A 24,272-nucleotide genomic window follows, 5' to 3' on the forward strand; every position below is an offset into this window, starting at 1 on the left:
GGAGGCCTGCTGCAGGTGCTCCAGCTCGCCGCTCTCGGCGCCGGCCTCATAGTGGGCGTACGACGGGTCGTCGCCGTAGCCGGTGTCGCCGGTGTCGCCGGTCTCGTAGTCGCTCATGCTGGGTCCTTTCGGGACGTGCAGGGTTTGTGGTGTATGTGGTGTCCGTCCGGCCGTACATCGATCACACTAGGGCCGCCGCAAGCTCGCGGAATCCCTGAAACGTGCCACCGTCCCGGCCCAGTTCGAACGCGTTGTCGTGAAGCGTGGGCGGAGCGTATCGCGTGCTCAGCGGCCCGAGCTATCCCCGAGATGACAGCTGGTCAGCCATAATTCGGCCATTCGCCGCGCCCCGACCCGTCCGGTCGGCGGATACCCGACAGTTACCGCCGGACTACCGCCGGACTACCGCCGGACCAGCTCGACGACCCGGTGGTGGTCAGCAGCAGGAGCGGGCGGCGCTCCAGCCGTCGCCCCGCGTCGCGGAACTCGCCGATGAGCCTGCGGTTGAACGCGGCCTGGTCCGGCGGCAGGTTGGTCGACGGCTCGCTCATGAAACGACTCTAGGCCGTGGCGGCGAGCAGCGCCGGCCAACCGCCAGCGACGATGCGGACCGTGCGGGCGGCCTTCGGGTGCAGGAAGGCCAGCAGCCGCTCGCCCTCGGCGGTGACGTCGCCGAGCTCGTCGTCGGTGAGCGTCCGCACGGGCGCGACGACCAGCTCCTTCGTGCGGCCGACCCGCCAGACCGCGGCCGTCGTGTGCAGGGCCTGCCCGCTGCGGCCCCACAGCCCCGCGGCGGCACCTGGACGAGCGTCTCGAACACCCGGACCGCCTGGGCCATCGCCGCGGGGTCGCGGTCCGGCCACCGCTCGGCGAGCCGCTTGCCCAGCTCGGCGAACGTGAGCGGCTCGGCCGCCAGGATCCGGGCGCCCTCCGCGACGATCTCCGGCACGATCGCCGGGTCGCCGGGCCGGCGGCCGAAGTTCGTCGCCCACATCCGCTCGCCGACGACGGCGACGAGCGGCCGCACGGCGAGGGCGTCGCGGGCGATCATCAGGTGGCTGCCGGGCCAGCGTGGCCCGGTTCAGCGCGCGGCCGTCGAGGACCTCCATGCCTACGCGGGCTCCAGCAGCTTCGACTTGCGCACGATCGGCACCGACAGGGTCTTGTAGCCGACCTCGTCGAAGAGGACGACGACCCGGTCCCGCTCGTAGGCCATGACGGTGCCGGTGCCCCACTCGGTGTGCCGGACCTCGCTGGACACCGGGAAGGGCCGGTCCTCGTCGTGCCGGACCGGTTGTCTCGGGACCGCGGCGACGGGTTGGTGCCGGGTCTTGAACAGGCGCCGGTACCACGGGACCTTCGCCGGTGCCACCGGGTCGACGACGACGTTCCCGTTCGCGCAGTTGTCGCAGTGCTCGCACGGGCCGTCGCCCTGTTCGCCGAAGTACGCCAGCAGCGCGTTGCCCCGGCATCCGGCGCTCTCGGCGTACTGCCGCATCATGTCGATCCTCGACCGGCGCAGCGTCTGGTGGCGCTCGTACTGGGCGAGCGCCAGCCGGGACGCCTCGGCCGGCGTGGGTGCGTACCGCGGGGCGCTCAGCTTGTTGCCGGTGCCGACCTCGACCGCGCCGACCTGCTCCAGCAGGGTCAGCAGCGCGGTGATCCGGCGGGCCGGCAGCCCGCTGCGGGTGGCGAGCGCGGTCCGGGTCGCCGGCCCCTCGCGCAGCGCCGCGGCGAGCTGGGTCAGCTCCTTGCCGTCGGGTGCGCCGGTCGCGAAGAAGCGCTGCAGCGCCACGTCCTCGGGCCGGAAGAACAGGATCGTGCGGGACTCGCCGCCGTCTCGGCCGGCCCGCCCGATCTCCTGCAGGTAGCTGTCGGGGGAGTCGGGCAGGGCGACATGGTGCACCCACCGGATGTTGGGCTTGTCCACGCCCATGCCGAAGGCGCTGGTCGCCACCATGACGGGGATCTTGTCCGCCATGAAGTCGGTGTACCGCCGGTTGCGCTCGCCCGCGGCCAGGCCGGCGTGGAACGCGACCGCCTCGACGCCGTGCTCGGTCAGCCGGGTGGCGTACTGCTCGGCGATCGCGCGGGTCGGCGCGTACACGATGCCCGGTCGTGGTTCCTGCCGGACCTGGGTCAGCAGCCGCTGCCAGCGCTGCTCGTCGCTGGTGCAGTGCACGGCGGCCAGCTTGAGGTTGGGCCGGTCGAGCCCGGCGACCAGGGTGAACGGGTCGCGCAGCCCGAGCGTCGCGGTGATGTCGGCGCGCACCGGCGGGGACGCGGTGGCGGTCAGCGCGACCACCGGCGGGCGGCCCAGCTCGCGGATGAGGTGGCCGAGCTGCAGGTAGTCCGGGCGGAAGTCGTAGCCCCAGGCGGAGACGCAGTGCGCTTCGTCGACCGCGACGAGGCTCGGCCTGAGCGCTCTGACCTCGTCGAGCCGGTCGGGGTTGCCGAGCTGCTCGGGCGTGATGAACAGGAAGCGCGCGGTCGCGTTGCGCAGGTGCTCCAGCGCTTGCTGCTGCTGGTTCGGCGTCTCGGCCGAGCTGATCCGCACCGCCTGGCCCGCGATGCGCCGGTTGAGTCCGGCGATCTGGTCCTGCTGGAGGGCCAGGAGTGGTGAGATGACGATCGTGGGACCCGGCAGCAGCATCGCCGGCACCTGGTAGACGGCCGACTTTCCGCCGCCGGTGGGTAACACGACGAGGGCGTCACGCTTCTTGAGCAGGGCGCGCATCGGGGGTAGCTGTCCGGGGCGGAGGCGTTCCCAGCCGAAGTGCTGGCGGGCGGCGCGGCGCAGGCGGGGCGCGAGAGGCACAAGATTCATCGGGCGCGACTGTACCGGTGTTCGAACGCCACGGCGCGTTGAGCGACACGCCGTGTCCTTAGTACTCTTCCCGTCCCGCAACCAAAAAGCACCCGAAAGTGACGGTCTCAGCACCCTTCGTAGTCGAAAGTTCTTCGTGTCAGCAGGTGGACCCGCCTGCGCGGATCCACTCCGACACGAGGGGGAACCGATGACAACGACCCTTGAGGGTGCCACGCTCAAGGTCCAGTTGGAAGGCCGCGAGCTCGAAGATCTCATCCGGGAGCACCTGCCGCTCGTCGGGCATCTGGTCCGCCAGACGCTCGGCCGCCTGCCCGCCCACGTCAGCCGCGAGGACCTGGTCTCCGCCGGGATGGCGGCCCTGGCCGGCGCCGCGAAGGCGTTCGATCCTTCGCGCGGCATTCCGTTCGGCAGCTTCGCGACGACCCGCATCCGCGGCGCCATCCTCGACGAGCTGCGCGGGCTGGACTGGGCGAGCCGCTCGGTGCGGGCCCGGGCGCGGCAGGTCGACGCGATGCAGCAGGAGCTCACCGCGGCGCTCGGGCGCACCCCGACCAACCAGGAGCTCGCCGAGGCGCTCGGCGTCACGCTCGACGAGCTGCAGTCGATCGACGACGACGTCCAGCGGGCGGCGGTGCTGTCGCTGCAGGGCTTCGCGGCCGGCAGCGCGGAGGACATGGTCCCCGAGCGGGCCGCCGGGCCCGAGGACCTGATCCTGCACCGGGAGCGGATCGGCTACCTGCACAACGCGGTCGAGGCGCTGCCGGAGCGGCTCGGCAAGGTGGTGAAGGGGTACTTCTTCCAGGAGCGGCCGATGATGGAGATCGCCCGCGACCTGGGGGTGACCGAGTCGCGCGTGTCCCAGCTGCGGGCGGAGGCCCTCATGCTGCTGCGCGACGGCCTGAACACGCACCTGGACCCCGACCTGGTCCCGGCCGGCGACAAGCCGACGGGCTGCGTGGCCCGCCGCCGCGAGGCGTACCACGACAAGATCGCCAACGCCGGCAACCTGAACAGCCGCCTGGCCCAGACGAACCACCACGGCATGCCGTTCGTGGCGTCGACGCGGCATTCCTGACCCGGGCCGGGGCTCAGGTGGCCCCGGCCCTCGGTCTACTCGTCCTGCCCGTAGTTCCTGAGGATGTAGTCGGCGTACCAGCCCGGCCAGTCCTCGTCGCGGTGCCCGAGCTGCGCCTCGTGCGCGCCGTGGGCCCGCTCGGCGTCCCTGAGCGCCGCGGCGAGGGCGGCGACGTCGTCGAACGTGACTCGCATGGTGCTCCTTACCGGCCGGGGGCCTTCTGCTGGACCTGCTGGAGAATCCACTCGTTGCCGTCGGGGTCGCGGAACGAGGCGAACGAACCGTAACTCTGCACCGACGGGTGCGGGCCGGGCACCCGGCCTTCCGTGCCCGCGTGGTGGAAGATGCCGCCGGCGTCGTGGAAGACCTCGGAAACGTTCGCGCCGTGGGCGACGAGCTCCTCGCGCGCCTTCTCGATGTCGTACACGACGAGGTGCAGCCCCTGCGTGGACCCGGGCTTCGCGGTGGTCAGCCTGGTCCCGAAGATGACCGAGGCCGCCGACCCGGGCGGGGTGACCTGGACGACCCGCAGCCCGTCCTCGGCGGTGAAGTCGGCGTCCAGCCGGAAGCCGAGCCCCCGGTAGAACGCCTTGGCCCGGTCGACGTCACCGACGGGGATGACCACGACCTCAAGCTTGAGTTCCACGTTCCCACTCCGTTCTCGTTCCGGTAGCCCAGCGTGGCGCGCAGACCTACCCCGTGAAACCCGTGGGAACCCCTGGCCGTCGGCGGCGGACCGGCGTTGCCGCCCTTCGCCTCGCTCGATCGTGCCGGGTGAGGAGCATAGTGTGACCTGCGGTGGCCGACATGATCGTGATCGGGGCGAGCACGACGGCCTCGTCACGGACGTCCAGGTCGCGCCGGCGGCATGGCCGCCGGGCGGGCGCGACACGGCCACGTCGCCCGCGTCACACAACGAGCTGATCGCGGGGAGCGGCAGAGCGTGGCACCGGCGGTAGGTGCTGCGGAAGAGGGTTCGACGATGTTGGCACGTCTGGCGGCCCGGCTGGTGCGCCCGACGCCGCCGCCACCGCCACTGTGGCTCGGGATCGCGGACCGGCACCCTGCTCGTCCCAGCCGACCTGCCGGATCCGGCCCTGCGGCGGCTGCGCGAACGGGTCGTGCCCCGGCTGGAGACCCTGCTGCAGACCGCGACCGAGCGCGAGGCCATGGCCAACTCGCTGCGCGACCCTCGAGCTCCGCGCGGCCGAGGCGCTGCTGCCGGGCAACCCCGACGAGGTCAAGGCGCGGCTCGGCCGGACGACCGAGGGGCTGGCCGACGCGTCCAAGGAGCTGCAGGAGATCTCGTGCGGCATCCACCCGGCCGTCCTCTCGCAGGGCGGCCTCATGCCCGCGCTGAGGACGCTCGCCCGCCGCAGCCCGTCGTGGTCACGATCAACCGGGGTCCCAGACGCCAGCTGCCCAGCAGCGTCGAGGTCGCCGCCTACTACGTCGTGTCCGAAGCGCTCACGAACGCAGCCAAGCACGCCCGCGCCTCCAGGGTCGAGGTGAACCGGCACCGCGTGATGCTCGGGGAGCCGTCGTCCGCGCGGCGTCCGTCCGGGTCCGCCGCCGCGGGATGCGGCATCAGCTTGACGGCGTCAGCGGGAGGATCGCGCGGACCTCGAAGGTGCGGTCGTGCTGGGCCGCCGTCAGTGTGCCGCCCAGGTGCTCCACCCGGCGGCGCATGCCCGTGATGCCGATGCCCTCCGACGGGGGCGCGCCGGTCAGGTTCTGATTGCTCACCACCAGTGTCAGGGACGCCGGGCCGTGTTCGACGACGACCGACGCCTTCGGGTGGGCCGAGTGCTTCACCACGTTGGTCAGGGCTTCCTGCAGTACCCGATATGCGGCCACATCGACCGCGGACGGCACCGGCGACGGGGTGCCGCGCCGCACGACGCCGACCGTGAGGCCCGCCGCCTCCACCCGGGCGACCAGGGCGTCCAGGTGCGCCAGGCCCGGGGTCGGGGCGCGGTCCGGTGCGTCCGGGGAGATCTCGGCGAGCGTGGTGCGCAGCTCGGCCAGGGCGTCCGCGCTCGCCCGGCTGATCGCCTCCAGAGCCACCGCGGCCTGGTCCGGCTTCGTACGCTGGAGGTGCAGCGCGATGTCGGCCTGCATCTGGATCGCTGCCAGGCCGTGGCCGACCACGTCGTGGACCTCCTGGGCCAGCCGCAGGCGTTCGGCGTCGACCAGGCGGCGCTCCGCCTCCAGGCGCTCCCGCGTGCCGGCCTCCACCACCAGGCGCCGCGCCACGCCCAGCGTGAACGGAATCGCCACCCAGGCCGAGCCGGGGGCCAGGCCGAGGTAGCCGTCGAGCGCCGCGCTGTTGGTGAGCAGGTGCACGAGCAGCACGGCCAGCGCGCCGCCGCACCACAGGGACGCGGTGGGCAGCGAGCGCCGGCGGGCGACCTCGAAGACCGCCACCGCCACGCTGAACATGATCGGGCCGTAGGGGTAGCCGACGGTGAGGTACGTCGTCGTCGAGAGCACGACGACCACCAGCGTCGGCAGCGGCCAGCGCGCGCGGAACGCGGTGGCGGCGCCGGCGACGACGATGAGCGCCAATGCCCAGGCATCGACCGGGCGGTTGGCCGGGTTGAACCGCTGGATGTACGGCGCGGTCACCAGGCCGACCGCCACCAGCGCCGCGGGCAGTCCGAACCGCAAGAGACCCATGCGGCCATCATCGTGCGGTACCCCGCCGGGCGTCACCGTCAGAGCTGCGTACCTGGGCGTACGTCGGCGGGAGTACCGTCTCCGGCGTGCTCATCCTGTTGCCGCCGTCCGAGGGGAAGGCCGCCGCGCCCCGCCGGGGCAGCCCGCTCGACCTCGACGGGCTCACCTTGCCGGAGCTGCGCGCCGCGCGCGAGGCGGTCCTCGATGACCTGACCAAGCTCAGCGCCGATCCCGAGACGGCGCTCGCGACGCTCGGGCTGAGCGCCGGGCAGGCGGCCGAGCTGGAGCGCAACGCGGCGCTGCGCGACGCGCCGGCCGTGCCCGCCGGGAAGCTGTACACGGGCGTGCTCTACGACGCCCTCGACCTGGCGTCCCTGCCCGCCCCCGCCAAGCGCCGCGCCCGCAACCAGCTGCTGATCTTCTCCGGGTTGTGGGGGGTGGTGGACCTGGCCGACCGCATCCCGCCGTACCGCTGCAGCATCGGCGTCCGCCTGCCCACCGCCGGGTCGCTGAGCACGCACTGGAAGGCGGCCCTCGCCGGCCCGCTCGACGAGCTCGCCGGCGACGACCTGGTCCTTGACCTGCGTTCGTCCGCATATGTACCGATGTGGACGCCCCGCAACGCCGTCAGCGTGCGGGTGCTGCACGACGGCAAGGTCGTCAGCCATTTCAACAAGGCCACCAAGGGACGCGTCGTGCGCGATCTGCTGCTCGCCGGGGCCCGGCCCCGGACGCCGGCGCGTCTCGCGCAGGCGTTGGAGCAGGTGGGGTACCGCGTGGAGACCCGCCGTCCCGACCAGTTGGACGTGGTCGTCGACACGCTGTAGCTTCGCCGTGTAGCTTCGCCGTTTCGCTGCGTGAGCAACCCGGGTCGGTCACTGTCGGAGGGGTGGACCCTGAACCCCGCCTGACCCGGCGCGGCGTCCTCGCCGCGGCCGCGCTGCCGCTGGTCGGTGCCGCACCGCCGGTGCCTGGCCCCGGCGCCGGCCACGGCGGCGCCGCGCCGCAGCTGCGGCCGGTCAGCATGGCGATGCACATTCACGGGCCGTTCAGCGAGGGGCTGGCGAGCTATTCGGCGCATTTCGAGCAGGCCCGCAGACACGGCGTCGACGTCATCTGGTGGACCGACCACGACTTCCGGATCGCCGCGTTCGCACACCGCGCGGCCGTGCATTTCGACGGCGCTGCCGAGCCGGAGCGCGGGCTCGCCTGGACGTGGACGACATCGGCCGAGGGGAAGCTGACATCGTCGGCGGCCGACTTCGTCGCGAGCCCGCACTCGCCGCCGGACGGGCCGGGCAAGGCGCTGCGGCTGTCGGCCGCCGGGGCGGGGATCCTGTGGTACCAGGGCAACGCCTGGAACGCGACCGCGAACGCCTGCATCGCCGACACGACATTGACGCTCGACGTGCTACCGGAAACGCTGTCCGGCGACGGTGCGCTGCTGCTCGACGTGCAGTTGTCGCACCATCCGGCGAGGGGCGGGCGGCCCGCCGGAATCCTGCGCATCCGGTACCGTATCGGCGCCGCCGAATTGCCCGGGCACTCCGCCAGCGGCACCTCCGGCACCGTTTCCCGGCCGGTGAAGAATGGTCTCTGGCAGCGGTTCACGTTCGTGCCGCGCGACGACGTCGCCCGGCTCTGGCCCGACGTCGTGCCCGGCGACAATGCGCTGACCGGGCTGCGGATCGGGGTCCAGCGGGCCGGTTTCGTGGTCGACCGGCTCACGTTCGACCGCAGCCGCCGGGCCGGCCAGGCGGGCGAGCAGTTGCGCGCCGAGGTGATCGCCGCGGCGGCCCGCGACCACCCGGGCGTGACGCATTTCCGGGCGATGGAGATGTCGCTCGTCCGGCACGTGAACTGGTTCGGCGGCGACCAGACGTTCCCGCCGTTCCCCATGCCGCCGGTCCGCGACAACGACCCGGCGCTCACCCGTTCGATGGTCCGGTTCCTGCACGCCCACGGCGGGCTGACCTGCTGGAACCACCCGATGGACGTGGCGACCCGCGAGGAGTTGGTCAAGCTCATGATCGCGTCGGACTTCCTCGGGTGCGACCTCGTCGAGATCGGCCGGAAACCGCTCGACGACCTGCTCTGGGCGTTCGACGTCGCGGCCCGCAACGCGCTGTTCTTCACGGCGGTGGGCAGCAGCGACGACCACGACGGCATCGACTGGCTCACGAACGAGGAGCATTTCGTCACGTACGTCTGGGCCCGTTCCACCGCGCAGGCCGACCTGCTGGCGGCCTTGCGCGCGGGCGCGGCCTGGTTCACCGATCTCGCGCGGTACCGGGGCGAGCTGGATCTGCGGGTCGGCGGGGTGTCGCACCTGGGCGCGGTGCTCATCCGATCGGCGCCGGTGACGGTGTCGGTGGTGGCGACGAAACTGCCCAGGAAAGCCGTCGTGGAGGTTGTCTCCGGCCCGGTCGACGAGGCGGCCGCGGTGCCGTCGACGACCGTTTCCGAGGGCGCTGCGGTCACCGTGCGGCCGGGCCGCTATGTGCGGGTGCAGGTGCGGCTGGCGACCGGCGAGATCGTCGGTGCGTCGAATCCGCTGTGGGTGCTGGCCCGGAAACCGAAACGGCCCGTGCCGGCGGCACGGGCTCGTTGAAACGTCTGGGATCTCGTGGAGCGGACGACGGGATTCGAACCCGCGACCCTCACCTTGGCAAGGTGATGCGCTACCAGCTGCGCTACGTCCGCACTGATCGACACTCTACCGCATTCCCGGCGGGGGTCACGCGCCGGGGGCATCACCCGTTAGCGTGGCCTGGTGCGACTGGGTGTGCTGCTGTTCACCGTGGTGCTGGCGGGATGTTCGGCCGCGCCGTCCGCCGTTGCGCCCGCGCCGTCGTCCTCGCCGGCCGGCGCTTCGCCGTCCCCTTCCGGATCGCCGGCCCCCGTCGACCTGCGCCTCGTCTTCGCCGGCGACGTGCACTTCATGGAGCGGACCGCGGCGCTGCTGAAGGACCCCGCCACGGCGTTCGGGCCGATCACGCCGAGCCTCGCCGACGCCGACCTGACGATCGTGAACCTGGAGACGGCGATCACGTCCCGCGGTACCGCCGAACCGAAGACCTACCACTTCCGCACGACACCGGTCGCGATCGACGCCTTGAAAGCCGCGGGCGTCGATGCGGTGAGCATCGCGAACAACCACACCCTCGACTACGGCCGGGTCGGGCTGCTGGACACGCTGGACGCCCTCGGCGCGGCCGCCTACCCGGCGTTCGGGGCGGGGCGGAACACCGACGCGGCGTACGCGCCCTGGCTGACCACCGTCCGCGGCGTGCGCATCGCGGTGCTGGGCTTCAGCCAGGTCGGCGAGCTGGCGTCGAGCTGGGCCCCGGGCCCGGACAAACCGGGCATCGCGATGGCGTTCGACACGGCCCGCGCCGTCGCCGCCGTGACCGCCGCCCGCCAGCAGGCCGACCTGGTGATCGTCTTCAACCACTGGGGCGACGAGGGCAACAGCTGCGCCAACTCGGCCCAGAAGACCTTCGCGGGCAAACTGGCGGAGGTGGGCGCCGACGTGATCGTGGGGGCGCACGCGCACACGCTGCAGGGCTCGGGCTGGCTGGGCCGGACGTTCGTGGCGTACGGGATGGGCAACTTCCTGTGGTACGGCACCTCGAAGAGCACCGAGACGGGCATCCTGCGCCTCACTGTCCGCGCCCGCTCCGTGACGACGGCCGAGTTCCTCCCCGCGGTGGTCTCCGACACGGGCCAGCCAAAGCTCCTAACGGGCGCCGCCGCCACCCGGCTGAGCGACCGCTACGCCGGCCTGCGCCGCTGCGCCGGCCTGTCGGGTCCGCCGTGACCTGCGGCGACGCGCCGAACCGGGATACCGGTTTGGCATGGGGGTTGGGGGTCGGCTAAAGTTTGCATCCGTCGCCGGGAGTAGTTGGGGCTCGGCGGTGCGGACGTAGCGCAGCTGGTAGCGCATCACCTTGCCAAGGTGAGGGTCGCGGGTTCGAATCCCGTCGTCCGCTCGGGGATAGTCACCACGGTGGGGTGGCCGAGAGGCGAGGCAACGGCCTGCAAAGCCGTGTACACGGGTTCAAATCCCGTTCCCACCTCGAGCCGCCGCACAACCGTGGGGCACTCAGCTAGGGCGATTGGCGCAGTGGGAGCGCGCTTCCTTGACACGGAAGAGGTCACTGGTTCAAACCCAGTATCGCCCACCAGTTCAGAGGCCATGTCGAGGTGATCGACATGGCCTCTTTTCGTTGCTGCGTGACTAACTGAGTGACTGAGCACGTCCAGGCGGTCCAACCATCCGGCCTCGGACCGCGATCCGGGACTGATCGGAACAGACCCAGCGATCGCATGGGTGGCCAGGCGAAGGAGTATCCCGCCGGACGGAGGCCCAGCTATCGCAGGACGGTCGGATCGGCCGCGGCGCTGTCCGAACGAAGCCCGGGGCATGGAGGGTCGGCTGCAGCCGTACGTTCGATCACGGGTGGTGCGGCGTGGATTGCAATGCGGCCACGTGTCCGGCACCATATGGCTCCAGGTGCGCCAGCAGCGCGTCGATGCCTGGGAGTTCGATGGCAAACGGCCGAATCGCGAAAGAGTTTCAATTGAGCGGGGATGACATCGTCATCCCCGCTAGTGGCGTTCCTGAGGGCGTCGGAGTCGTCGTGCCCACACGGACTCTCCTAGACGGCGCCTACGAGCCAGCAAAACTGGCATTCGGGCGAGCAGTTCAAGCTTATGCGGACAAACTTGCGATCGAGAGCGCGAACCAGGAAGCGTCAGAGAGGGCCCCTGGTGCTAACAGCACCGAAATCACAGAGTCGGCGGTCATTCGGGCGCAAGAGGCGCTTGACAAAAAGGTGGCGTTACAGGTTCGGAAACGAAGCCCGCTCGAGCCTTATGCATTGGCTGGGAGTCCCATCTTTGCTGGCGCTACAGGCGTTATGGGTAGCTTCCTGCACAGCCTGGTACAGGTCATTGCCTTTAGCATCCTCGCCGTGATTGCGATTGCTTGCATCCTCCACCTCGCCGTGAGGAGGATGCGATGAACCGGACGGCGCGACGCGTGCTGCTGGCTGTTGCCTTCGTGGTAGCAACCACGGCGGTCGGTGTAGCCACAAACTACGCCACCGGCGCGAGGCTTGACGACTGGGATAAGGCTGCTAGCTGGGTGAGCGCTGGGGTTGCGGCAGCCTCGCTTCTCGTGTCCGCTTTTGCCGCGTTCTTCACTCAACGCGCGTTCAACACCGAGGAACGGGCGAGGGTTGCACGTGAGCAACTCGCGTTCACGCTCATTCGCTCATTCGCGGCAATTGAGCAAGAAGCGTTGAACTATGGAAAGCGAAGTGCTGGCCGTCCTGATCGCCCGCTCTCTTTGCGTGAGGTGCGAGCACTCATGGCGGACTCGGAAGTATGGAATGACCAGGATGAGATTGGCTTTGACCTCGCAACAAGGGCGAGGAATTCGATCGTTCACGGCGATCTGGAAAAGGTCGACATCCTAGACTTGAGGTATGCGAACGAAAAAGCACAGCACTTGCTAGGAAAGATTCGGAGCGCAACTCATACTAGTACGTAGCAGGGTGGCGTGGACGATCCCGGCGGATGGAGGGCCTGCCGAGCTTCGGGCAGGCCCTCCATCGTTTTTGGACGGGCTACACCTTGCCGAATAGCTCGTCCATAGCCACGGCACCACCGAGGATCACGGGTCGGAGTTGGTGGCGGTAGACCGCTTCCGTGACCCGCGTGCCGGCGTGGCCCATCAGGTCGGCGATGTCCTCAATCCGCATTCCCCCGCTGGACAGCAGCGACACGAAGCTGTGCCGCAGTTCGCGTGGTGTCCACTCGGCCGCGTCCAGATCGGCCTTGCGAGCGACGGCGCGGAAGCCGCGCCGGACGTTCGCCGCGTCCAGCTCGGCGCCGCTTGACGTGGCGAACACGAGATCGTCGTTACCGGCACGGCTCTGCCGCTCCCGGTGCTGGCACAGCACCGTGACGCACCGGGCGGGCATTGCGAGCGTCCGGCGTGACTTCTTGGTCTTGGTGTCTCCGCCCGCTCGCACCGACCGCCACACCTGGATGGATGGCGGGACCGGCGGGTCGGCGTCGACCTGGCCGACGAGGTCGACGTGGGACCACCGCAGCGCCCGCAGTTCCTCCGTCCGGGCGCCGGTCAGCAGCGACACGACGATGTACGCGTGCAGCTGCGATCCGGTGGCCGCCTCCAGGAGCGCCTTCGCTTGGTCGAGCGTGAGCGACTTCGACGGCCGCCCCGGCTGCCCTGTCGGGACGCCGCAGAGCACCACGACGTTGCGCTTCACCTTGTCGCGCGCCATCGCCCGCGTGACGGCGCGGTTGAGGTAGTTGTGGAGGTTCTGGAGCGTGCTCGTGCTGAGCAGCTTCGCCTTGGCGGCGAGCCATCGGTCCACGTCGGCCGCACTGAGGTCGCGCAGCTTCCGAGCGCCGAGATCGGGGATGACGTGGCCCTCGCACAGGTTGCGGATCTTCGAGACGGTGTTGGCCGCACGGCCGGTCAGGCCGTAGTCGAGCCAGTCCCGCACGGCGTCCCCGACGGTGAAGTTGACCGGGGCGATGGCGAGGCCGTCCTCGTGGTCGCGCAGCACCTCCTTCAGCTTGTTCCGCGCCTCGGTCTTGGTCTTGCCGCTGCCCTTGCGGGTGATCCGCTTCCCGGCGGGCGTGTAGCCGATGGTCACCTCGGCGATGTAGCGCTGCCGCCGCTCGTCCCAGTACAGCGAGCCCTCGCCGCGTCCCCGCCGAGCGGTCATCGACCCGCCTCCCGTTCGAGCAGGGCGACGTACTCGGCGATCGCGCCGTCCGGCACGAGCCGCGTGCGGCCGCACTTGACCGTGCGGAGGCGACCGGCGCGGATCTGCTCGTAGATGACGGTCCGGCTGATGCTCAACAGCTCCATCGCCTCGGGGATCTTCCACAGCGCCTTCCGGGCGGCGACGGTGGTCACGCGGTGCCTCCAACACGTCGGCGGGCGGGGGTAACCGTCCCATCCGTACCAAGCTCGTTTTGGCTGCTCAGGGCCGGTACGGATCGGTTTGGCGGTACGGTTCGATCCGTACCAGCGTCGGTATCCGTACCAGGGCTGACCTGCGGAAACGACGCTGGTACGGATGGGACGGATTGGGCCGGGCAGTAGCGCTGCCACGCGTCGGTGAATGCCTCGCGGTGGTAGCCCTTCGCCTGCCCGACCGGGAAGCGGATCGTCGCCGAGCCGATGCCGAACTCCCGCAGGAGGTCGCCGAGGCGCTTGCCGGTCAACCCGGCCGGGCCGAAGCCCTGCCATGGTCCCTCGGGATCGTCGTTGAGGGCGGCGAGCAGCTCGGTGGTCGTGGCCGCGCCGGGGTCGCCGAGGGTGGCGAACGCGGCGCGGATGTCGGTCAGTAGCCGGATGCGGGTCGACATGTGGCCGCTGTCCTCGGCCTCGGCGGTGAGCACCGTGGCGGCGGTCCGGGCGCGTGCCGGCCACGCGTCCCCCGCGAGGTCGGCGACCGCGATCAGCGGTTCCCAGGTGTCGGCGGCGCGGTCCTCCAGGGGCATCTGCGGCTCTGCCCGCTCCAGGTGCTCGAGGTGCCCCCGCAGCCACTGGAAGAGGTCGGCGGCCACCCGGCGCAGGGCCGGGCCGTCGCGGCGGTGGCGGTACGGTGCGACCGTCTCCCCGGCCATCCGGCGCCGCATCCGCACGACCACGGCGCGGTCCTCGATGGTGTCGGGCATGGCGCCGATCCCGGCGAGGGCGGCCATCGCGAAGGTGGGGATCTTCTCCAGGCGGTGGGTGTTGTTGTCCCAGCGGATCGCGGGGCGGTTGCGCTGGTGCCCGGCGTTGAGCAGGCCGCGCAGGTCCTCGTTGGCCTCGGCGTTCTTGCCGCCGAAGATGGTGTCCGCTTCGTCGACGAGCAGGGTTGGCGGCTCGTCGGTGCCGATGGCGCGGTAGACGGCGGCGGGTGAGGCGTTGACGGTGATGAGCGGGTTGCAGCTGGTGCCTTCCACGACGTCGAGGAGGCGGGACTTGCCGCAGCGCTTCTCCGGGGCGCGGATGACCAGCCGCGGGGCGTGCGCCCACGCGGGCTGCGCGTGCGTGGCGGCGATCCACAGGGTTACGGCGTCGACCGCCTCGGGCGAGGGCAGCACGACGTAGCGGGTGAGGGTGGCGTGCAGCTGGTCGAGGATGGCGGCGCCGTTGGTGGTGGGTGGGGTGGTCACGCGGCGACTCCTTCGTCTCGGAAGCCGCCGGTGATGGCGGCGCGGGTCTCGCGTTCGGTCTGTCCGGCGCCGATGCCGGCGTCGTGCAGGGCGGTGAGGGCGTCGTGCAGGGTGATGGCGTTGGCGGCGACCATGCGGGCGACGCCTCGGGCGCAGCCGTAGAGGGTGGCGCGGCGGCGGCCCTTCGGCGCGTTGCGGATGGTGTCGAGCAGGGAGCGCAGCAGCGCGTCGGGTGATGAGATGCCCCCGCCCGGCGTGGTGCTCGTCGGCCTGGTTGTGCTCGTCGCGGTCGCGGCCGGTGCGGGTTGGCAGGCGGCGATGAGGGCCGGGGGCATCTCGGCCACCGGCCGCGCGCCGATCCAGCGGTACGGGCGGGCGGTGCGTGGGTGGATTGACGGCGGGGCGACGACGTAGCCGCCGTCCCCGCGGACGTCGATGCCCCCGGCGAGGCGTCCCTGACTGTTCAGGACGGCCGTTCCCGGGTGGCGGTAGTACAGATGCCAGCCGCCGCTGCCAGTGACGACACAGGCCGTCTCAGGCATCAGCGCCGGGTCGAGGGTGCCGCCGTGGCCGGGGTCGATGTCGACCACGACCAGACCGGACACCGCGCCGGTGCGGATCGCGAGCAGCCCGGCCGGTTGCGCGGCGACCATCGCGCCGAGGCGGTCCGGGTCGAGGGTGGCGGCGTACAGGCCGTGGCAGAGCAGGCACGAGCAGGCCGCCCGGTCGTGGTCGGCGCCCGCGTCGCGGCAGGCGTCGCAGTTGGCGATCGGGCGCTTGGTGCGGCCGAGCAGGAACACGGGCCAGCCGCGCCCGGCGTAGTCGATGGCGTTGCGCAGCAATGCTTGCGAGTCAGGCCGAAGGTCCATCGTGGACTCCCGTAGCGGGTCGGGCACTGGCACGGGTGGCCAGCTGCAGGACGTGGGTCAGGTGGTTGGTGAGGGCGAGCAGCTGGCGCCGCGCGTGCGGCTCAGCGGCGGCTAGGGCGACGGTGAGCCGCACCTCGGCGTGCTCCCGGCCATCGGCGGCCCGCACGCGGGTGAGGGCGACGCGGCCGAGGCCGGGCAGGGCGACGATGACCGGGTCGGCGCGGTGCTCGCCGAGGGCGCAGCGGTGACCACCGGCGCACCAACTGGGGTGCGGGCTCATCGGGTGCCCCGCGTGCCGTTGCGGTACTCGCGGCGGAAGTGCTCGTAGATGCGGCGTCCGATGCGCACGCGGCGGCCGGTGCCGTCGCAGCGCGGGCAGAGGCGGAACATACGGCGGGAGAGCGGGTTGCGGCGCTTGCCGGTGCCGTCGCAGCGGCGGCAGGCGGCGAACGGGAAGATCGCGCAGGCGGCGAGGTAGTGCGTTCCGTAACCGACTGCGACGAGGCTAGCGAGCAGGGCAAGGGACCCCACGGAATGCCTCCTGAAGGCTGTTTGAGGGTGCAAGAGGTCGGCGCGGCTAGGGACTAGCGCGCTGATCAGGCATGGGATGTGGTGCTAGCGGGGGTGCTAGGTCTAGCAGCCGTGGCCGCTAGACCTAGCGGCGTTTCACGCGGCCGAGTCACCTCGGCGACGGTTACGCTCCGCCACCGCATCGGCGACCGTGGCGCGGTCGATGCCGCGCCGGTTGGCGCCCTTGCCGGTGGCCGGGTCGGTGCCCCACACCTGCGTCGTGGTGATGCCGTACGGCTTCAGCGCCGCCATCAGGTGGTCGCGGGTCAGCTCGGCGTAGACGTCCGGCCGCAGCGCTGTGAGGCGCTCCACGATGGTCTCGGCCCACAGCTTCGGCTCGTCGGCCCGGAACACCGCGAGGGTGTCCTCCAGCAGCGTTTCCCGCCGTGCCGTAGGCGTCTCCACGGTGGGCGCAGTGAGCGTGCCGGCCGATTCCCGAGCGGCGTACGCGCGGGCGGCGAGCTTCTCCACGGTCGGCCCGTCGAGGTAGAAGGTCCGCACGATCTGCGCCTCATCGGCCGCGCCGACGAGGTAGCCGACGCCCTTGTCCTTCTTGGCGAACATGGTGGCGCGGATGCCGTTGCGGTAGGCCGACGTGCCCAACACCATGTCGTTCTCAAGCTGGCCCATGACCCGCAGGCAGTACCGCGTCCCGACGTTCGCCGACACACCGGTCGGCAGGGACTTCGCGTCCGGCCGCTGCGTGGCGAGCAGCAGGATCACCCCGAGCGCCCGGCCGAGCTTGATGATCTTCTCGGCCAGCTCGCCCGCTTCCTTGCCGAACTCCGGGTGCGCGAACAGTTCCTGGCACTCGTCCAGTCCGGCGACGAGCCAGTGCAGGCCCTTGATGCGGCGAGCGAGGTCGGCGGTGACCTTGTTGTCGGGGCAGACGTCCTTGGGAAGCTTCTTGATGATGGCCGCCCGCTGCTGGCACTCGGCCCGCAGGTCGCGCAGCGCTTGGAGCGCCGCCTCGGCGGTGTCGTCGTCCGCGCCGGAGCCGTACCGTGCGCAGACCTTCGCGATGGGGTCGAGGCCGCCGGTGCCCTTCAGTTCGTAGGCCCACACCTCGGCGTGCGGGTCCAGAGCAGCGACGAGCATGGGGAGCTGAATGGCGGCGGTCTTGCCGTAGCCAGGGATCGAGCCGATCAGGACGTTGGTGTACGGCAATTCGAGGTAGACGATGCGACCACGGGGGTCGGTGCCGAACGGGAACTGCTTGGCCATGTCGACCGTGGACGCCTTGAGCAGCGGCCATGCGGGCTGACGCGACGCGGCCATCGGCTGATCGCCGACCCACAGGACGAGCCGCGACGGGCTGACGTCGGCGTTGCCTTCGGGCCAGACGCAGCCGAGCGGGCGGCCGAGGCCGGACGCGAGCTTGTCCCGCCGGTCCATCACCTCGCCGACCGTCACGCCGGGCGGGAGGTCGACGTCGGCGCGCCAGCCGGGGCCGTCGCGGGTGATCGGCGCCGGGAACGTGACGGCGCCGTTGCCCTGCTTCGCCATGGCCTGGTTGATCCCGGCGACGCCGAGGACGGACAGCGCCCGGATGACGATGTCGGAGGTCAGCCGCGCCACCTGCGTACCGACGACGGCGCGGTCGATGAGCGGCTTGTCCGCCGGGGCGCCGAACGTGCCGAACAGCCCCACCAGAGCGGCGAGCGTCGCCCACCGCACCCACATCGGCGCCAGCAGCACCGCGACGACGGCGACGACCAGGGCGACGGTCACGGCGAGGGCGACCATGCCCCGCCAGCGGACGCGCCGGTCGCGCTGGCGGGAGAGGTGGAGGTACTGCTCGGCGTTCTCGTTGCGAACGGTGGCCTGGCGGACCGGCTCGCCCTCCAGGTCGAACAGCCACCGGAACGCGCGGCCGGCAGAACGCACCAGCCCGACCGGCGCCCGCAGCGCCAGCTTCCCGGCGTACTTCGGCAGCCGCAGCGCGTGGTAGGCCGTGACGTGCCCGGCGTACCCGGCCGCCCACACCGCCGCGTCGCGCAGCTCGGCGCTCGAGCGCAGCCACCCAGGCACCAGCGGGCGCCGCTGCGCGCCGCGCCGGTCCAGCTTCGGCTTGCGCTGGGCCTCGGGTGAGTCGACCAGCGTCGGCCCGCCGTCGTCGGCGTCGGCCTGGTCGTCGCGCTGGCGCCGCTCCCGGGCGGCGTCGAGGTCGACGACTTCGGCCACGTCGCCCAGCTCGGTCTCGTAGCGGGACCAGTCCAACCCGTCCGGGCGGTCGCGGTCCGGCTCGTTGCTTGTCATGCTGTTGGTCTCCTGACTCCTGATGGAGGGATGGGGACCGGTGCGCGGCCGAGGTTTCCTAGGCCCGTGAGGCCGCGCACCGGGCGGAGCTACTCGTGGTTGGCGTGGATGAGGTGCGCGAGGGCGGCGCCCATGCCGAGCACGGCGACGGGCAGGCAGGCCACCGCGGTGGTGATCTGCCACGGGGCGTGCGTGACCCCGGCGGCGGTCAGCAGGTGGTACGCCACCTGACCGGCGCCGCCGAAGATGAGTGAGCCGATCGCGGACCATCGCGCGAACCGGCGGGCGGCGGCCGGGGCGGTCCCGGTCAGCCACACCGACAGGGCGTAGGCGGCATAGGTCTCGACGCCGATCGGCAGCGTGATCGCGGTGTTGATCGACAGGCCGTCGGCGATGCCGGGCAGCGGGTGCACGACGCCGAACCCGGTCAGCTCACCGAGCCCGACCCACCCGGACCAGATCGCCACGAACGCGGGCAGCGCCAGCACCCACACCGGCCACGAACGCGGCTTGCGCGCCACCTGCGGCGCCGGGGCGGGCATGACTTTGACGTCCGGGTGTCCGTCACCCGTGGCCAGCGGCGCCGCCTCGGGCGCCTCGGCCACTGGCGCCGCCTCGGCGGCCGGGGCGGGCTCGGCGACGACCGGCGCGGGCTCCGGGTCCGGCGTGGCCTCGGGCAGGGTCGGCAGCAGGGCCGGGGCGGCGGTGAAGTCGGCCGCCTGCAGGGCCTCGCGCAGTGCGGTTGCCTTCGGCGCGCCGACCTTCAGCTCCTTCATCAGCCGGTTCCGCGAGGGCGTCTCACCGAGGGTGTCGGCGATCGCCTGAGCGCGGGGCAACAGCTCGGCGAGGTCGAACGGGTACGCGCTCGGGGCGGTCGTGGTGCTCATGCGGCGGCTCCGATCAGCTCGGGGTGGATGACGCAGAGAACGGCGTGGTACGACGCGTGCAGGCGGCTCGCGATCGCGCTGGCGGACATCGACCGGCCGCGCAGCCGCTCGACGGCGGCGGCGAACTCCACGCGGGTCAGCTCGACACGCTGGCCCTGGCACGCCAGGTCGACGGCGATCTCGTCCACGTAGCTCGGGTCCGGCGTCAGGTCGCGCGGCAGGTCGCACTCGACCGCGAACCGCTCGTCGTCGCGGATCGCCCGTTCCCAGCAGGCGCCGCAGGCGCCTGGTCCGGCGAGCGGCGAGCGGTGCGCGGCGCAGTTGCGGGCAGCGACGTCGGCGAGGACGTGAGCGGGGCCAAAGTGAACGGCTGCGGTCGGCAGCAGGGTGAGATGCCCCACCCCGGCGGCGCGTTCGGACGTTGCGACCACTGGTGAACCTCCGTTGTCCGGTCCGGCGCTATACAGCGCCAGTGCTGTATTCGTGATGACGACCGTACAGCGCCAGTGCTGTATTCGCAACGGCGTCGATGTGCCATCAGCAGGTGGTTTTCGTCAGCGGCGCCTCGTTGATCGGCGCCTGCAACAAGAGAACCTCAGCGCCAGCTGCGCCGACAGGGTGTGAACCGCGTCGCCGGTTGCACTCGGTTCACACCCTGTGTGAATTGATCTCGATTTCTTCCCTCAGCGTCACGACGCCCCTACGCTGCGGTACATGGGGGAGGCGAATCTGCTGCTTGCTGCGCTCATTGAGCGGGCCGGGATGTCCAACGCGGGCCTCGCAAGGCGGGTGAACCTCCTGGGTACCGAGCGGCGGCTCAGCTACGACCACGCCTCGGTCACGCGCTGGATCCGCGACGGCGCCATCCCGCGCGACCCCGCACCAGAGCTGATCTGCCGCGTCCTCGGCGACGCGATGAAGACGACCGTCACCCGCGCCGACATCGGCATGGAGCGTCGGCCGGCAGCGACCGCGAACGTAGCGCTGCCCCAGCTGGTCGAGCGGGCGTCCGCGCTCTGGCGCGGCGATCAACGCGACAAAGCGACCGCGCCGCCGGTCACCGGCGCCGATGCCGTGGCGCCGGTATGGGAGTGGGAGAACCCACCCGAGGATGTCGACGTGGCGCGCGTCGGCCACCGCCAGGTCGACGCGGCCGACGTCCAGCGGCTACGCCAGCTGCGCGCCCGCTATCAGGAGATGTACCGCAGGGTCGGCGGCGTCCCGGTCCGCCCGCGTCTCGTGGCCGCGCTCAACGAGCACACGGCGCCACTGTTGCGCGACGCCTACGACAATCAGCTCGGCCGCCAGCTGTTCCGCGCCGCCGGTGGCCTCGCCGCGCTGGCCGGTGTCTGCGCGTACGACGCGGACCAGCAGGGCCTCGCTCAGCGGTACCTCTTTGGCGCCCTGCGCATGGCGAAAGCCAGCGGCGACAAGCGTTTCGGCGCCTACGTGGTCGCACTCATGAGCACGCACGCGCTGCACGGCAACCAACCGCGGCTCGTCGTGCAGTACGCCGAGGCAGCCCTCCGCGCGGCGCGGGGGCATCTCAGCCCCGCGCTTGAGGCGGACCTCCACTCGCTGGCGGGCAAGGCGTACGCGCGGATGAACGACAGCGACGGGTGCCAGCGGCACATGCGCCAGTCCGAGCTCGTCGCCGCGCGCATCGATTTGACCGACGAACCGGCCGAGGCGTCATACGTCCAGCCCGGCCTTGTCGAGACGCAGGTGGCCGAGGCGCTGCGGCGCCTGGGTGACTTCGGCGCCGCCCAGTCCTACGCCGAGGAGTCCGTCCGCACGGCCGGGGCAACGCACCTGCGCGGCCGGGTGCACCGGTTCGCCGGGCTGGCGCTCATCGTGGCGCAGCGCGGCGACGTCGACCAGGCCGTGCACGTCGGCAGCCAGATGCTCGACTTCGCCGACGGCATGGAGTCCGGCCGCATCCGTGACCGGGTGGCGCAGGTGGCAGCGGCGCTGCGCCCGCACGCTAGGGTGCCAGCGGTGGCGGAGTTTCTCGACAGGGCCGACACCGACGCTCAGCTGAGGGGGTTCTGATGCGCTGGCAGGTCAACTCCGAACGGACGCTCTACCGCGACCAGTGGGTACACCTGCTCACGGCCGACGTGGAGCTTCCCGACGGCAGGCACCTCGACCACCGCCTGATCCGCACCGACCCCGGCGCCGGCGCCGTCGTTGTCATGGACGGCAAGGTGCTCCTGATCTGGCGCCACCGCTTCATCACCGACACGTGGACGTACGAGATCCCGGTCGGCTCAGTCGGCACCGACGAACCGGCGGCGGCAGCTGCACGGGAGGTCGAGGAAGAGACGGGCTGGCGGCCGGGGCCGCTACGCCCGCTGATCTACACGCAGCCTACGCCTGGTCTGATGAACTCTGAGCACCACATCTTCCGCGCCGACTCGGCCGAGTACATCGGTCCGCCGGTCGACGGCTTCGAGTCCGAGCGCGTCGAGTGGGTGTCACTCGACGACATCCGGCGCCTGATCGACAAGCGCGACATCGTGACCGGAACGACGCTGGTCGCGCTGCTCTACGTCTTGGCCGAGGCGCCCCGGTAGGCCGCTACGCCGTTGGGCGTCGCGGCCTGGTCTCCGCCCACGCCTTCACCGTTGCCGGCCGCCACACCGGCGACCGCCCGAACTTCCGCTCAGGCTGTGGCGCCTGCTGCCGCGCCACGTAGGCCGCCCACGTGCTGCGCGCGATGCCGAGAAAGCGCGCACAGTCGTCGGCCGTCCACCAATCGCTGGGAAGGTCCCTCGAAGCGACGGTTCCAATTTCAGTCATTTCGACTCACAGATCGAGCCGCGATGGGGAATTTACTCAAGCCCTCACAACCCTACGGTAGGACTCGGTAGCAGCGGAGTTGGCTAGTTGCGTACGAACATCAACCAGCATTTCGAAAACCCGGTGGCGAATGTCTCTCCAGTCATCGAGCAGTACATACAACTCCCTGCCGTGCGCTATATCGTTCCTGTTTTTCAGAAGGCGATTATTAATGAGCGACCTGTGGATCTCATGCCTTGATGCATCGCACCCAATAGAGTGCATGATGTCCTCGAAAACCTCGAACGACAAGTTCGACCGCGTCCTAATTGTCGACCGATCGAACGGTATCCGCGCCAGTTCGCCGCCGCCCTCCCGGATTGCCAAGATTATCTCGGTATGCTGTGTCGAAGATTTGGATGACTCGCCTTTTCCCAGCAGTGTTCGCATGCTAACGGCGGCCAACTCTGCGCGGAGTTCGTCAATCTTGAGGCCCTTGCGAGAAACGTGTTCTAGATACAGGCATCCGGCGGCCTTTACGTAACCCTCCCAATGGCCATAGAGAAGGGCGATACCCCCACGGACGACGGCCGGCAATTGGTAGTCGCGGACCCCAGCAGCAACGGACTCCCATTGAACCACTTCGTGCGTGCGCCACTTTAGTTCTTCGGTGAGTGCCGCTTCCAGTTGCTCGACAGTTCGAACATTCGCCACGGCGCGCCGTCACAGCGCAAAGATACGTGCGCCGATTGCCCCCATACGCGATATCCGCTGCGTGGCACGCACTCCGGCACCCGAGTTCCTGGTGAAGTCCGTATCGAGCCAAAGGAGAGGAATGCGCTTACGCAGCTCTTCATCTCGCTTCCCGGCTTCCAGAGCGAGCCAGTCGTTGATGTGCGCGGCTACGCCTAGAGTGATGCCCTCGAAAGCAGAGACACTGAAGGCGCCAGAGGCTTTTCCTCGAACCCGATCAAACCTTCGAAAAATCTCAGGACCGACCGTGTTAAGCACTCGAAACAGATCTTTGAATGATACTTCTTCCGAAGTCATGGGAAAGTCTCTGTTTACAGCAAAGCCCAGGATCTTGTCTGTCAAGAAACCGTCCACATCGGCGAAGGATCTCAACTCGGATTCCGTGCTATTGCGGAACACGAGAAACCGAACCACCAACTCCAAGTCGTACTGCTCGGCCAATTGGCGCTCGGTGAGTGGAACGCATTCTTCGAACGACTCGAATTTCCTAAGGGAATCTAGCCAACCGTAGAACTCCGGATTGGCCATTAGCAATTGAGCGGTTCGGACCTCTTGCGGTGACGTAGGTGTTCCCCCACTGTTTAGGCGGTCAAACACCTCGTACTTGACGGCTTCGTCACTTTCTTTGAGAAGGATTCGAAAGTCGAGCCGGGCGCGCTTGAATCCGATCCGCAGAGATGCGGGAATCGGATTCGGGCCGGAGTATGTCGCACCCTCGAGCGAAGGGAGATACTTGGTTTTGACGAGTTGGCTTGGTTCGTGCAGCTCACCCGTCCCCGCATCCCTCAACTCGCCCATAAACTGAAGGATGGTAGAGAGCCGCTGGAGGCCATCGACCACCTCCCAGACCCCATCTTCTCGTTGAGCGACAAAGATGGTTGGCAGAGGTATGTCGAGGAGAATTGACTCGACCAGCCGCGACTGCTGCTCAATTGTCCACCGAAAAAGTCGCTGAAATTCGGGGCGAATGATGATCTCGCCGTCGCGGTACAGATTCGCTACCTCACCGATCGACATCTGATAGCCGTCCGACCGGATGCTCCGACGGTTCTCATCTACCTCGTGCTCAAGGTTCACCGACCGCTCCATCCCGTCCGCGCGACGACGCGGGTCCTTCCCGCCCCAATCTCGATGAGCCTAGCGTCTGCCTCGGGTTCGCCGTACCGACGCGTGGCTTCGCAGCCGCTCGAACTTGGTTCCGCATCGTTACCACCGCGCACCCCCTCCCTCGACCTCTACCGGTGCGAACGACGAAGCGAGACAGCACATGGCTGGCACGACGCCGTAGCGCTGCTGCAGGCGCTGTGCACACTGCCGACGCCGGCCGCGCGGGTAGGGGTGGTTCCCAGTCGGGGTCG

The 24,272-nt window shown here is 70.2% G+C and carries 24 protein-coding genes, 4 tRNA genes and 1 pseudogene; 10 read left to right on the top strand and 19 right to left on the bottom strand.

Features of this window, described 5'->3' with window-relative positions; translation table 11 throughout:
- Nucleotides 1–380: 380 nt before the first annotated feature.
- The 4 genes and pseudogenes from IEZ31_RS25635 to IEZ31_RS25645 form a co-directional block, all read right to left on the bottom strand.
- On the bottom strand, nucleotides 381–551 hold the full coding sequence (locus tag IEZ31_RS25635; protein WP_190252520.1) for a hypothetical protein: 171 nt from the start codon (nucleotides 549–551) through the stop codon (nucleotides 381–383).
- A gap of 9 nt (nucleotides 552–560) precedes the next feature.
- Nucleotides 561–701 carry a hypothetical protein gene (locus IEZ31_RS56795; protein ID WP_229835838.1) on the bottom strand — a complete coding sequence of 47 codons (141 nt, stop codon included), beginning with the start codon at nucleotides 699–701 and terminating at the stop codon, nucleotides 561–563.
- A 77-nt stretch (nucleotides 702–778) separates the two neighbouring features.
- A pseudogene (locus IEZ31_RS59435) lies at nucleotides 779–1,051 on the bottom strand (DNA glycosylase AlkZ-like family protein); the annotation flags it as partial.
- 60 nt (nucleotides 1,052–1,111) lie between these two features.
- The gene (locus IEZ31_RS25645) at nucleotides 1,112–2,827 is read right to left on the bottom strand and encodes a RecQ family ATP-dependent DNA helicase (protein ID WP_190252522.1); all 1,716 of its coding nucleotides are present in this window, start codon (nucleotides 2,825–2,827) and stop codon (nucleotides 1,112–1,114) included.
- 190 nt (nucleotides 2,828–3,017) lie between these two features.
- Here IEZ31_RS25645 and IEZ31_RS25650 point away from each other — a divergent pair, with 190 nt between their 5' ends.
- Nucleotides 3,018–3,905, top strand: coding sequence for a sigma-70 family RNA polymerase sigma factor (locus IEZ31_RS25650; protein ID WP_190252523.1), 888 nt, complete (start codon nucleotides 3,018–3,020; stop codon nucleotides 3,903–3,905).
- 35 nt (nucleotides 3,906–3,940) lie between these two features.
- Here IEZ31_RS25650 and IEZ31_RS25655 read toward each other — a convergent pair whose 3' ends face one another.
- From IEZ31_RS25655 to IEZ31_RS25665, 3 genes are all read right to left on the bottom strand, one after another.
- Nucleotides 3,941–4,099 carry a hypothetical protein gene (locus tag IEZ31_RS25655; protein WP_190252524.1) on the bottom strand — a complete coding sequence of 53 codons (159 nt, stop codon included), beginning with the start codon at nucleotides 4,097–4,099 and terminating at the stop codon, nucleotides 3,941–3,943.
- Nucleotides 4,100–4,107: 8 nt separating this feature from the next.
- The gene (locus IEZ31_RS25660) at nucleotides 4,108–4,551 is read right to left on the bottom strand and encodes a VOC family protein (protein WP_190252525.1); all 444 of its coding nucleotides are present in this window, start codon (nucleotides 4,549–4,551) and stop codon (nucleotides 4,108–4,110) included.
- A gap of 941 nt (nucleotides 4,552–5,492) precedes the next feature.
- Nucleotides 5,493–6,584 (bottom strand): sensor histidine kinase, encoded by a 1,092-nt coding sequence (locus IEZ31_RS25665; RefSeq protein WP_190252526.1) that lies wholly within the window; start codon nucleotides 6,582–6,584, stop codon nucleotides 5,493–5,495.
- Nucleotides 6,585–6,670: 86 nt separating this feature from the next.
- Here IEZ31_RS25665 and yaaA point away from each other — a divergent pair, with 86 nt between their 5' ends.
- On the top strand, nucleotides 6,671–7,411 hold the full coding sequence (gene yaaA, locus IEZ31_RS25670) for a peroxide stress protein YaaA (protein ID WP_190252527.1): 741 nt from the start codon (nucleotides 6,671–6,673) through the stop codon (nucleotides 7,409–7,411).
- A gap of 62 nt (nucleotides 7,412–7,473) precedes the next feature.
- Nucleotides 7,474–9,195: a CehA/McbA family metallohydrolase domain-containing protein gene (locus tag IEZ31_RS25675; RefSeq protein ID WP_190252528.1), complete on the top strand. Its 1,722-nt coding sequence runs from the start codon at nucleotides 7,474–7,476 to the stop codon at nucleotides 9,193–9,195.
- Between the two features lie 16 nt (nucleotides 9,196–9,211).
- Here IEZ31_RS25675 and IEZ31_RS25680 read toward each other — a convergent pair.
- A tRNA-Gly gene (locus IEZ31_RS25680) sits at nucleotides 9,212–9,287 on the bottom strand.
- 70 nt (nucleotides 9,288–9,357) lie between these two features.
- Between IEZ31_RS25680 and IEZ31_RS25685 the strand changes: the two genes are divergently transcribed.
- The 5 genes from IEZ31_RS25685 to IEZ31_RS25705 all read left to right on the top strand — a co-directional run bounded on the left by IEZ31_RS25685 (nucleotide 9,358) and on the right by IEZ31_RS25705 (nucleotide 12,141).
- Entirely contained in the window at nucleotides 9,358–10,404 is a 1,047-nt protein-coding gene (locus IEZ31_RS25685; RefSeq protein ID WP_229835839.1) for a CapA family protein, read from the top strand.
- Nucleotides 10,405–10,503: 99 nt separating this feature from the next.
- Nucleotides 10,504–10,576, top strand: a tRNA-Gly gene (locus IEZ31_RS25690).
- Nucleotides 10,577–10,592: 16 nt separating this feature from the next.
- Nucleotides 10,593–10,663, top strand: a tRNA-Cys gene (locus IEZ31_RS25695).
- Nucleotides 10,664–10,696: 33 nt separating this feature from the next.
- Nucleotides 10,697–10,771: transfer RNA gene (locus IEZ31_RS25700), tRNA-Val, on the top strand.
- 836 nt (nucleotides 10,772–11,607) lie between these two features.
- Nucleotides 11,608–12,141 (top strand): hypothetical protein, encoded by a 534-nt coding sequence (locus tag IEZ31_RS25705; protein ID WP_190252529.1) that lies wholly within the window; start codon nucleotides 11,608–11,610, stop codon nucleotides 12,139–12,141.
- 76 nt (nucleotides 12,142–12,217) lie between these two features.
- Here the strand turns inward: IEZ31_RS25705 and IEZ31_RS25710 are convergent, their stop codons facing one another.
- From IEZ31_RS25710 to IEZ31_RS25750, 9 genes are all read right to left on the bottom strand, one after another.
- A complete protein-coding gene (locus IEZ31_RS25710; protein ID WP_190252530.1) occupies nucleotides 12,218–13,348 on the bottom strand; it encodes a tyrosine-type recombinase/integrase in 1,131 nt (376 codons plus the stop codon).
- Nucleotides 13,345–13,494 (bottom strand): excisionase family DNA-binding protein, encoded by a 150-nt coding sequence (locus IEZ31_RS25715; protein WP_190252602.1) that lies wholly within the window; start codon nucleotides 13,492–13,494, stop codon nucleotides 13,345–13,347. Before IEZ31_RS25715 ends, IEZ31_RS25710 begins: the two co-directional genes overlap by 4 nt.
- A gap of 44 nt (nucleotides 13,495–13,538) precedes the next feature.
- Entirely contained in the window at nucleotides 13,539–14,795 is a 1,257-nt protein-coding gene (locus tag IEZ31_RS25720) for a DUF3631 domain-containing protein (protein ID WP_190252531.1), read from the bottom strand.
- Nucleotides 14,792–15,664, bottom strand: coding sequence for a bifunctional DNA primase/polymerase (locus IEZ31_RS25725; RefSeq protein ID WP_190252532.1), 873 nt, complete (start codon nucleotides 15,662–15,664; stop codon nucleotides 14,792–14,794). The genes IEZ31_RS25720 and IEZ31_RS25725 overlap by 4 nt, the downstream gene beginning before the upstream one ends.
- Nucleotides 15,648–15,944: a hypothetical protein gene (locus IEZ31_RS25730; protein ID WP_190252533.1), complete on the bottom strand. Its 297-nt coding sequence runs from the start codon at nucleotides 15,942–15,944 to the stop codon at nucleotides 15,648–15,650. The genes IEZ31_RS25725 and IEZ31_RS25730 overlap by 17 nt, the downstream gene beginning before the upstream one ends.
- Complete coding sequence (locus IEZ31_RS25735; protein WP_190252534.1) at nucleotides 15,941–16,195, bottom strand: hypothetical protein; 255 nt, start codon at nucleotides 16,193–16,195, stop codon at nucleotides 15,941–15,943. The genes IEZ31_RS25730 and IEZ31_RS25735 overlap by 4 nt, the downstream gene beginning before the upstream one ends.
- 135 nt (nucleotides 16,196–16,330) lie before the next feature.
- Nucleotides 16,331–18,493 carry a P-loop NTPase family protein gene (locus tag IEZ31_RS25740; RefSeq protein WP_229835840.1) on the bottom strand — a complete coding sequence of 721 codons (2,163 nt, stop codon included), beginning with the start codon at nucleotides 18,491–18,493 and terminating at the stop codon, nucleotides 16,331–16,333.
- Nucleotides 18,494–18,582: 89 nt separating this feature from the next.
- On the bottom strand, nucleotides 18,583–19,380 hold the full coding sequence (locus IEZ31_RS25745) for an ABC transporter permease (protein ID WP_190252535.1): 798 nt from the start codon (nucleotides 19,378–19,380) through the stop codon (nucleotides 18,583–18,585).
- Nucleotides 19,377–19,811 (bottom strand): hypothetical protein, encoded by a 435-nt coding sequence (locus IEZ31_RS25750; protein ID WP_190252536.1) that lies wholly within the window; start codon nucleotides 19,809–19,811, stop codon nucleotides 19,377–19,379. Before IEZ31_RS25750 ends, IEZ31_RS25745 begins: the two co-directional genes overlap by 4 nt.
- A gap of 283 nt (nucleotides 19,812–20,094) precedes the next feature.
- On the opposite strand from IEZ31_RS25750, the gene IEZ31_RS25755 reads away from it, so the two are divergent.
- Together IEZ31_RS25755 and IEZ31_RS25760 are read left to right on the top strand one after the other, a co-directional pair.
- Nucleotides 20,095–21,432 (top strand): NsdA family TPR-like regulatory protein, encoded by a 1,338-nt coding sequence (locus IEZ31_RS25755; RefSeq protein WP_190252537.1) that lies wholly within the window; start codon nucleotides 20,095–20,097, stop codon nucleotides 21,430–21,432.
- Nucleotides 21,432–21,956 (top strand): NUDIX domain-containing protein, encoded by a 525-nt coding sequence (locus IEZ31_RS25760; protein WP_190252538.1) that lies wholly within the window; start codon nucleotides 21,432–21,434, stop codon nucleotides 21,954–21,956. Before IEZ31_RS25755 ends, IEZ31_RS25760 begins: the two co-directional genes overlap by 1 nt.
- Before the next feature lie 262 nt (nucleotides 21,957–22,218).
- Here IEZ31_RS25760 and IEZ31_RS25765 read toward each other — a convergent pair whose 3' ends face one another.
- On the bottom strand, nucleotides 22,219–22,875 hold the full coding sequence (locus IEZ31_RS25765; protein ID WP_190252539.1) for an MAE_28990/MAE_18760 family HEPN-like nuclease: 657 nt from the start codon (nucleotides 22,873–22,875) through the stop codon (nucleotides 22,219–22,221).
- Between the two features lie 9 nt (nucleotides 22,876–22,884).
- The gene (locus IEZ31_RS25770) at nucleotides 22,885–23,991 is read right to left on the bottom strand and encodes a DUF262 domain-containing protein (RefSeq protein WP_190252540.1); all 1,107 of its coding nucleotides are present in this window, start codon (nucleotides 23,989–23,991) and stop codon (nucleotides 22,885–22,887) included.
- Nucleotides 23,992–24,272 lie beyond the last annotated feature (281 nt).

Origin of the sequence: Dactylosporangium sucinum, assembly GCF_014647515.1 — a bacterium.
Classification (GTDB): Bacteria; Actinomycetota; Actinomycetes; order Mycobacteriales; family Micromonosporaceae; genus Dactylosporangium; species Dactylosporangium sucinum.

What these genes read in the sequence shown, in the direction of transcription:
- IEZ31_RS25635 (WP_190252520.1), bottom strand. Translation starts at nt 551, where the DNA reads ATGAGCGAGCCGTCGACCAACCTGCCGCCGGACCAGGCCGCGTTCAAC.
- IEZ31_RS25705 (WP_190252529.1), top strand. Translation starts at nt 11,608, where the DNA reads ATGAACCGGACGGCGCGACGCGTGCTGCTGGCTGTTGCCTTCGTGGTA.
- IEZ31_RS25760 (WP_190252538.1), top strand. Translation starts at nt 21,432, where the DNA reads ATGCGCTGGCAGGTCAACTCCGAACGGACGCTCTACCGCGACCAGTGG.
- IEZ31_RS25725 (WP_190252532.1), bottom strand. Translation starts at nt 15,664, where the DNA reads ATGGACCTTCGGCCTGACTCGCAAGCATTGCTGCGCAACGCCATCGAC.
- IEZ31_RS25710 (WP_190252530.1), bottom strand. Translation starts at nt 13,348, where the DNA reads ATGACCGCTCGGCGGGGACGCGGCGAGGGCTCGCTGTACTGGGACGAG.
- IEZ31_RS25650 (WP_190252523.1), top strand. Translation starts at nt 3,018, where the DNA reads ATGACAACGACCCTTGAGGGTGCCACGCTCAAGGTCCAGTTGGAAGGC.
- IEZ31_RS25715 (WP_190252602.1), bottom strand. Translation starts at nt 13,494, where the DNA reads ATGGAGCTGTTGAGCATCAGCCGGACCGTCATCTACGAGCAGATCCGC.
- IEZ31_RS25645 (WP_190252522.1), bottom strand. Translation starts at nt 2,827, where the DNA reads ATGAATCTTGTGCCTCTCGCGCCCCGCCTGCGCCGCGCCGCCCGCCAG.
- IEZ31_RS25655 (WP_190252524.1), bottom strand. Translation starts at nt 4,099, where the DNA reads ATGCGAGTCACGTTCGACGACGTCGCCGCCCTCGCCGCGGCGCTCAGG.
- IEZ31_RS25745 (WP_190252535.1), bottom strand. Translation starts at nt 19,380, where the DNA reads ATGAGCACCACGACCGCCCCGAGCGCGTACCCGTTCGACCTCGCCGAG.
- IEZ31_RS25730 (WP_190252533.1), bottom strand. Translation starts at nt 15,944, where the DNA reads ATGAGCCCGCACCCCAGTTGGTGCGCCGGTGGTCACCGCTGCGCCCTC.
- IEZ31_RS25755 (WP_190252537.1), top strand. Translation starts at nt 20,095, where the DNA reads ATGGGGGAGGCGAATCTGCTGCTTGCTGCGCTCATTGAGCGGGCCGGG.
- IEZ31_RS25740 (WP_229835840.1), bottom strand. Translation starts at nt 18,493, where the DNA reads ATGACAAGCAACGAGCCGGACCGCGACCGCCCGGACGGGTTGGACTGG.
- IEZ31_RS25665 (WP_190252526.1), bottom strand. Translation starts at nt 6,584, where the DNA reads ATGGGTCTCTTGCGGTTCGGACTGCCCGCGGCGCTGGTGGCGGTCGGC.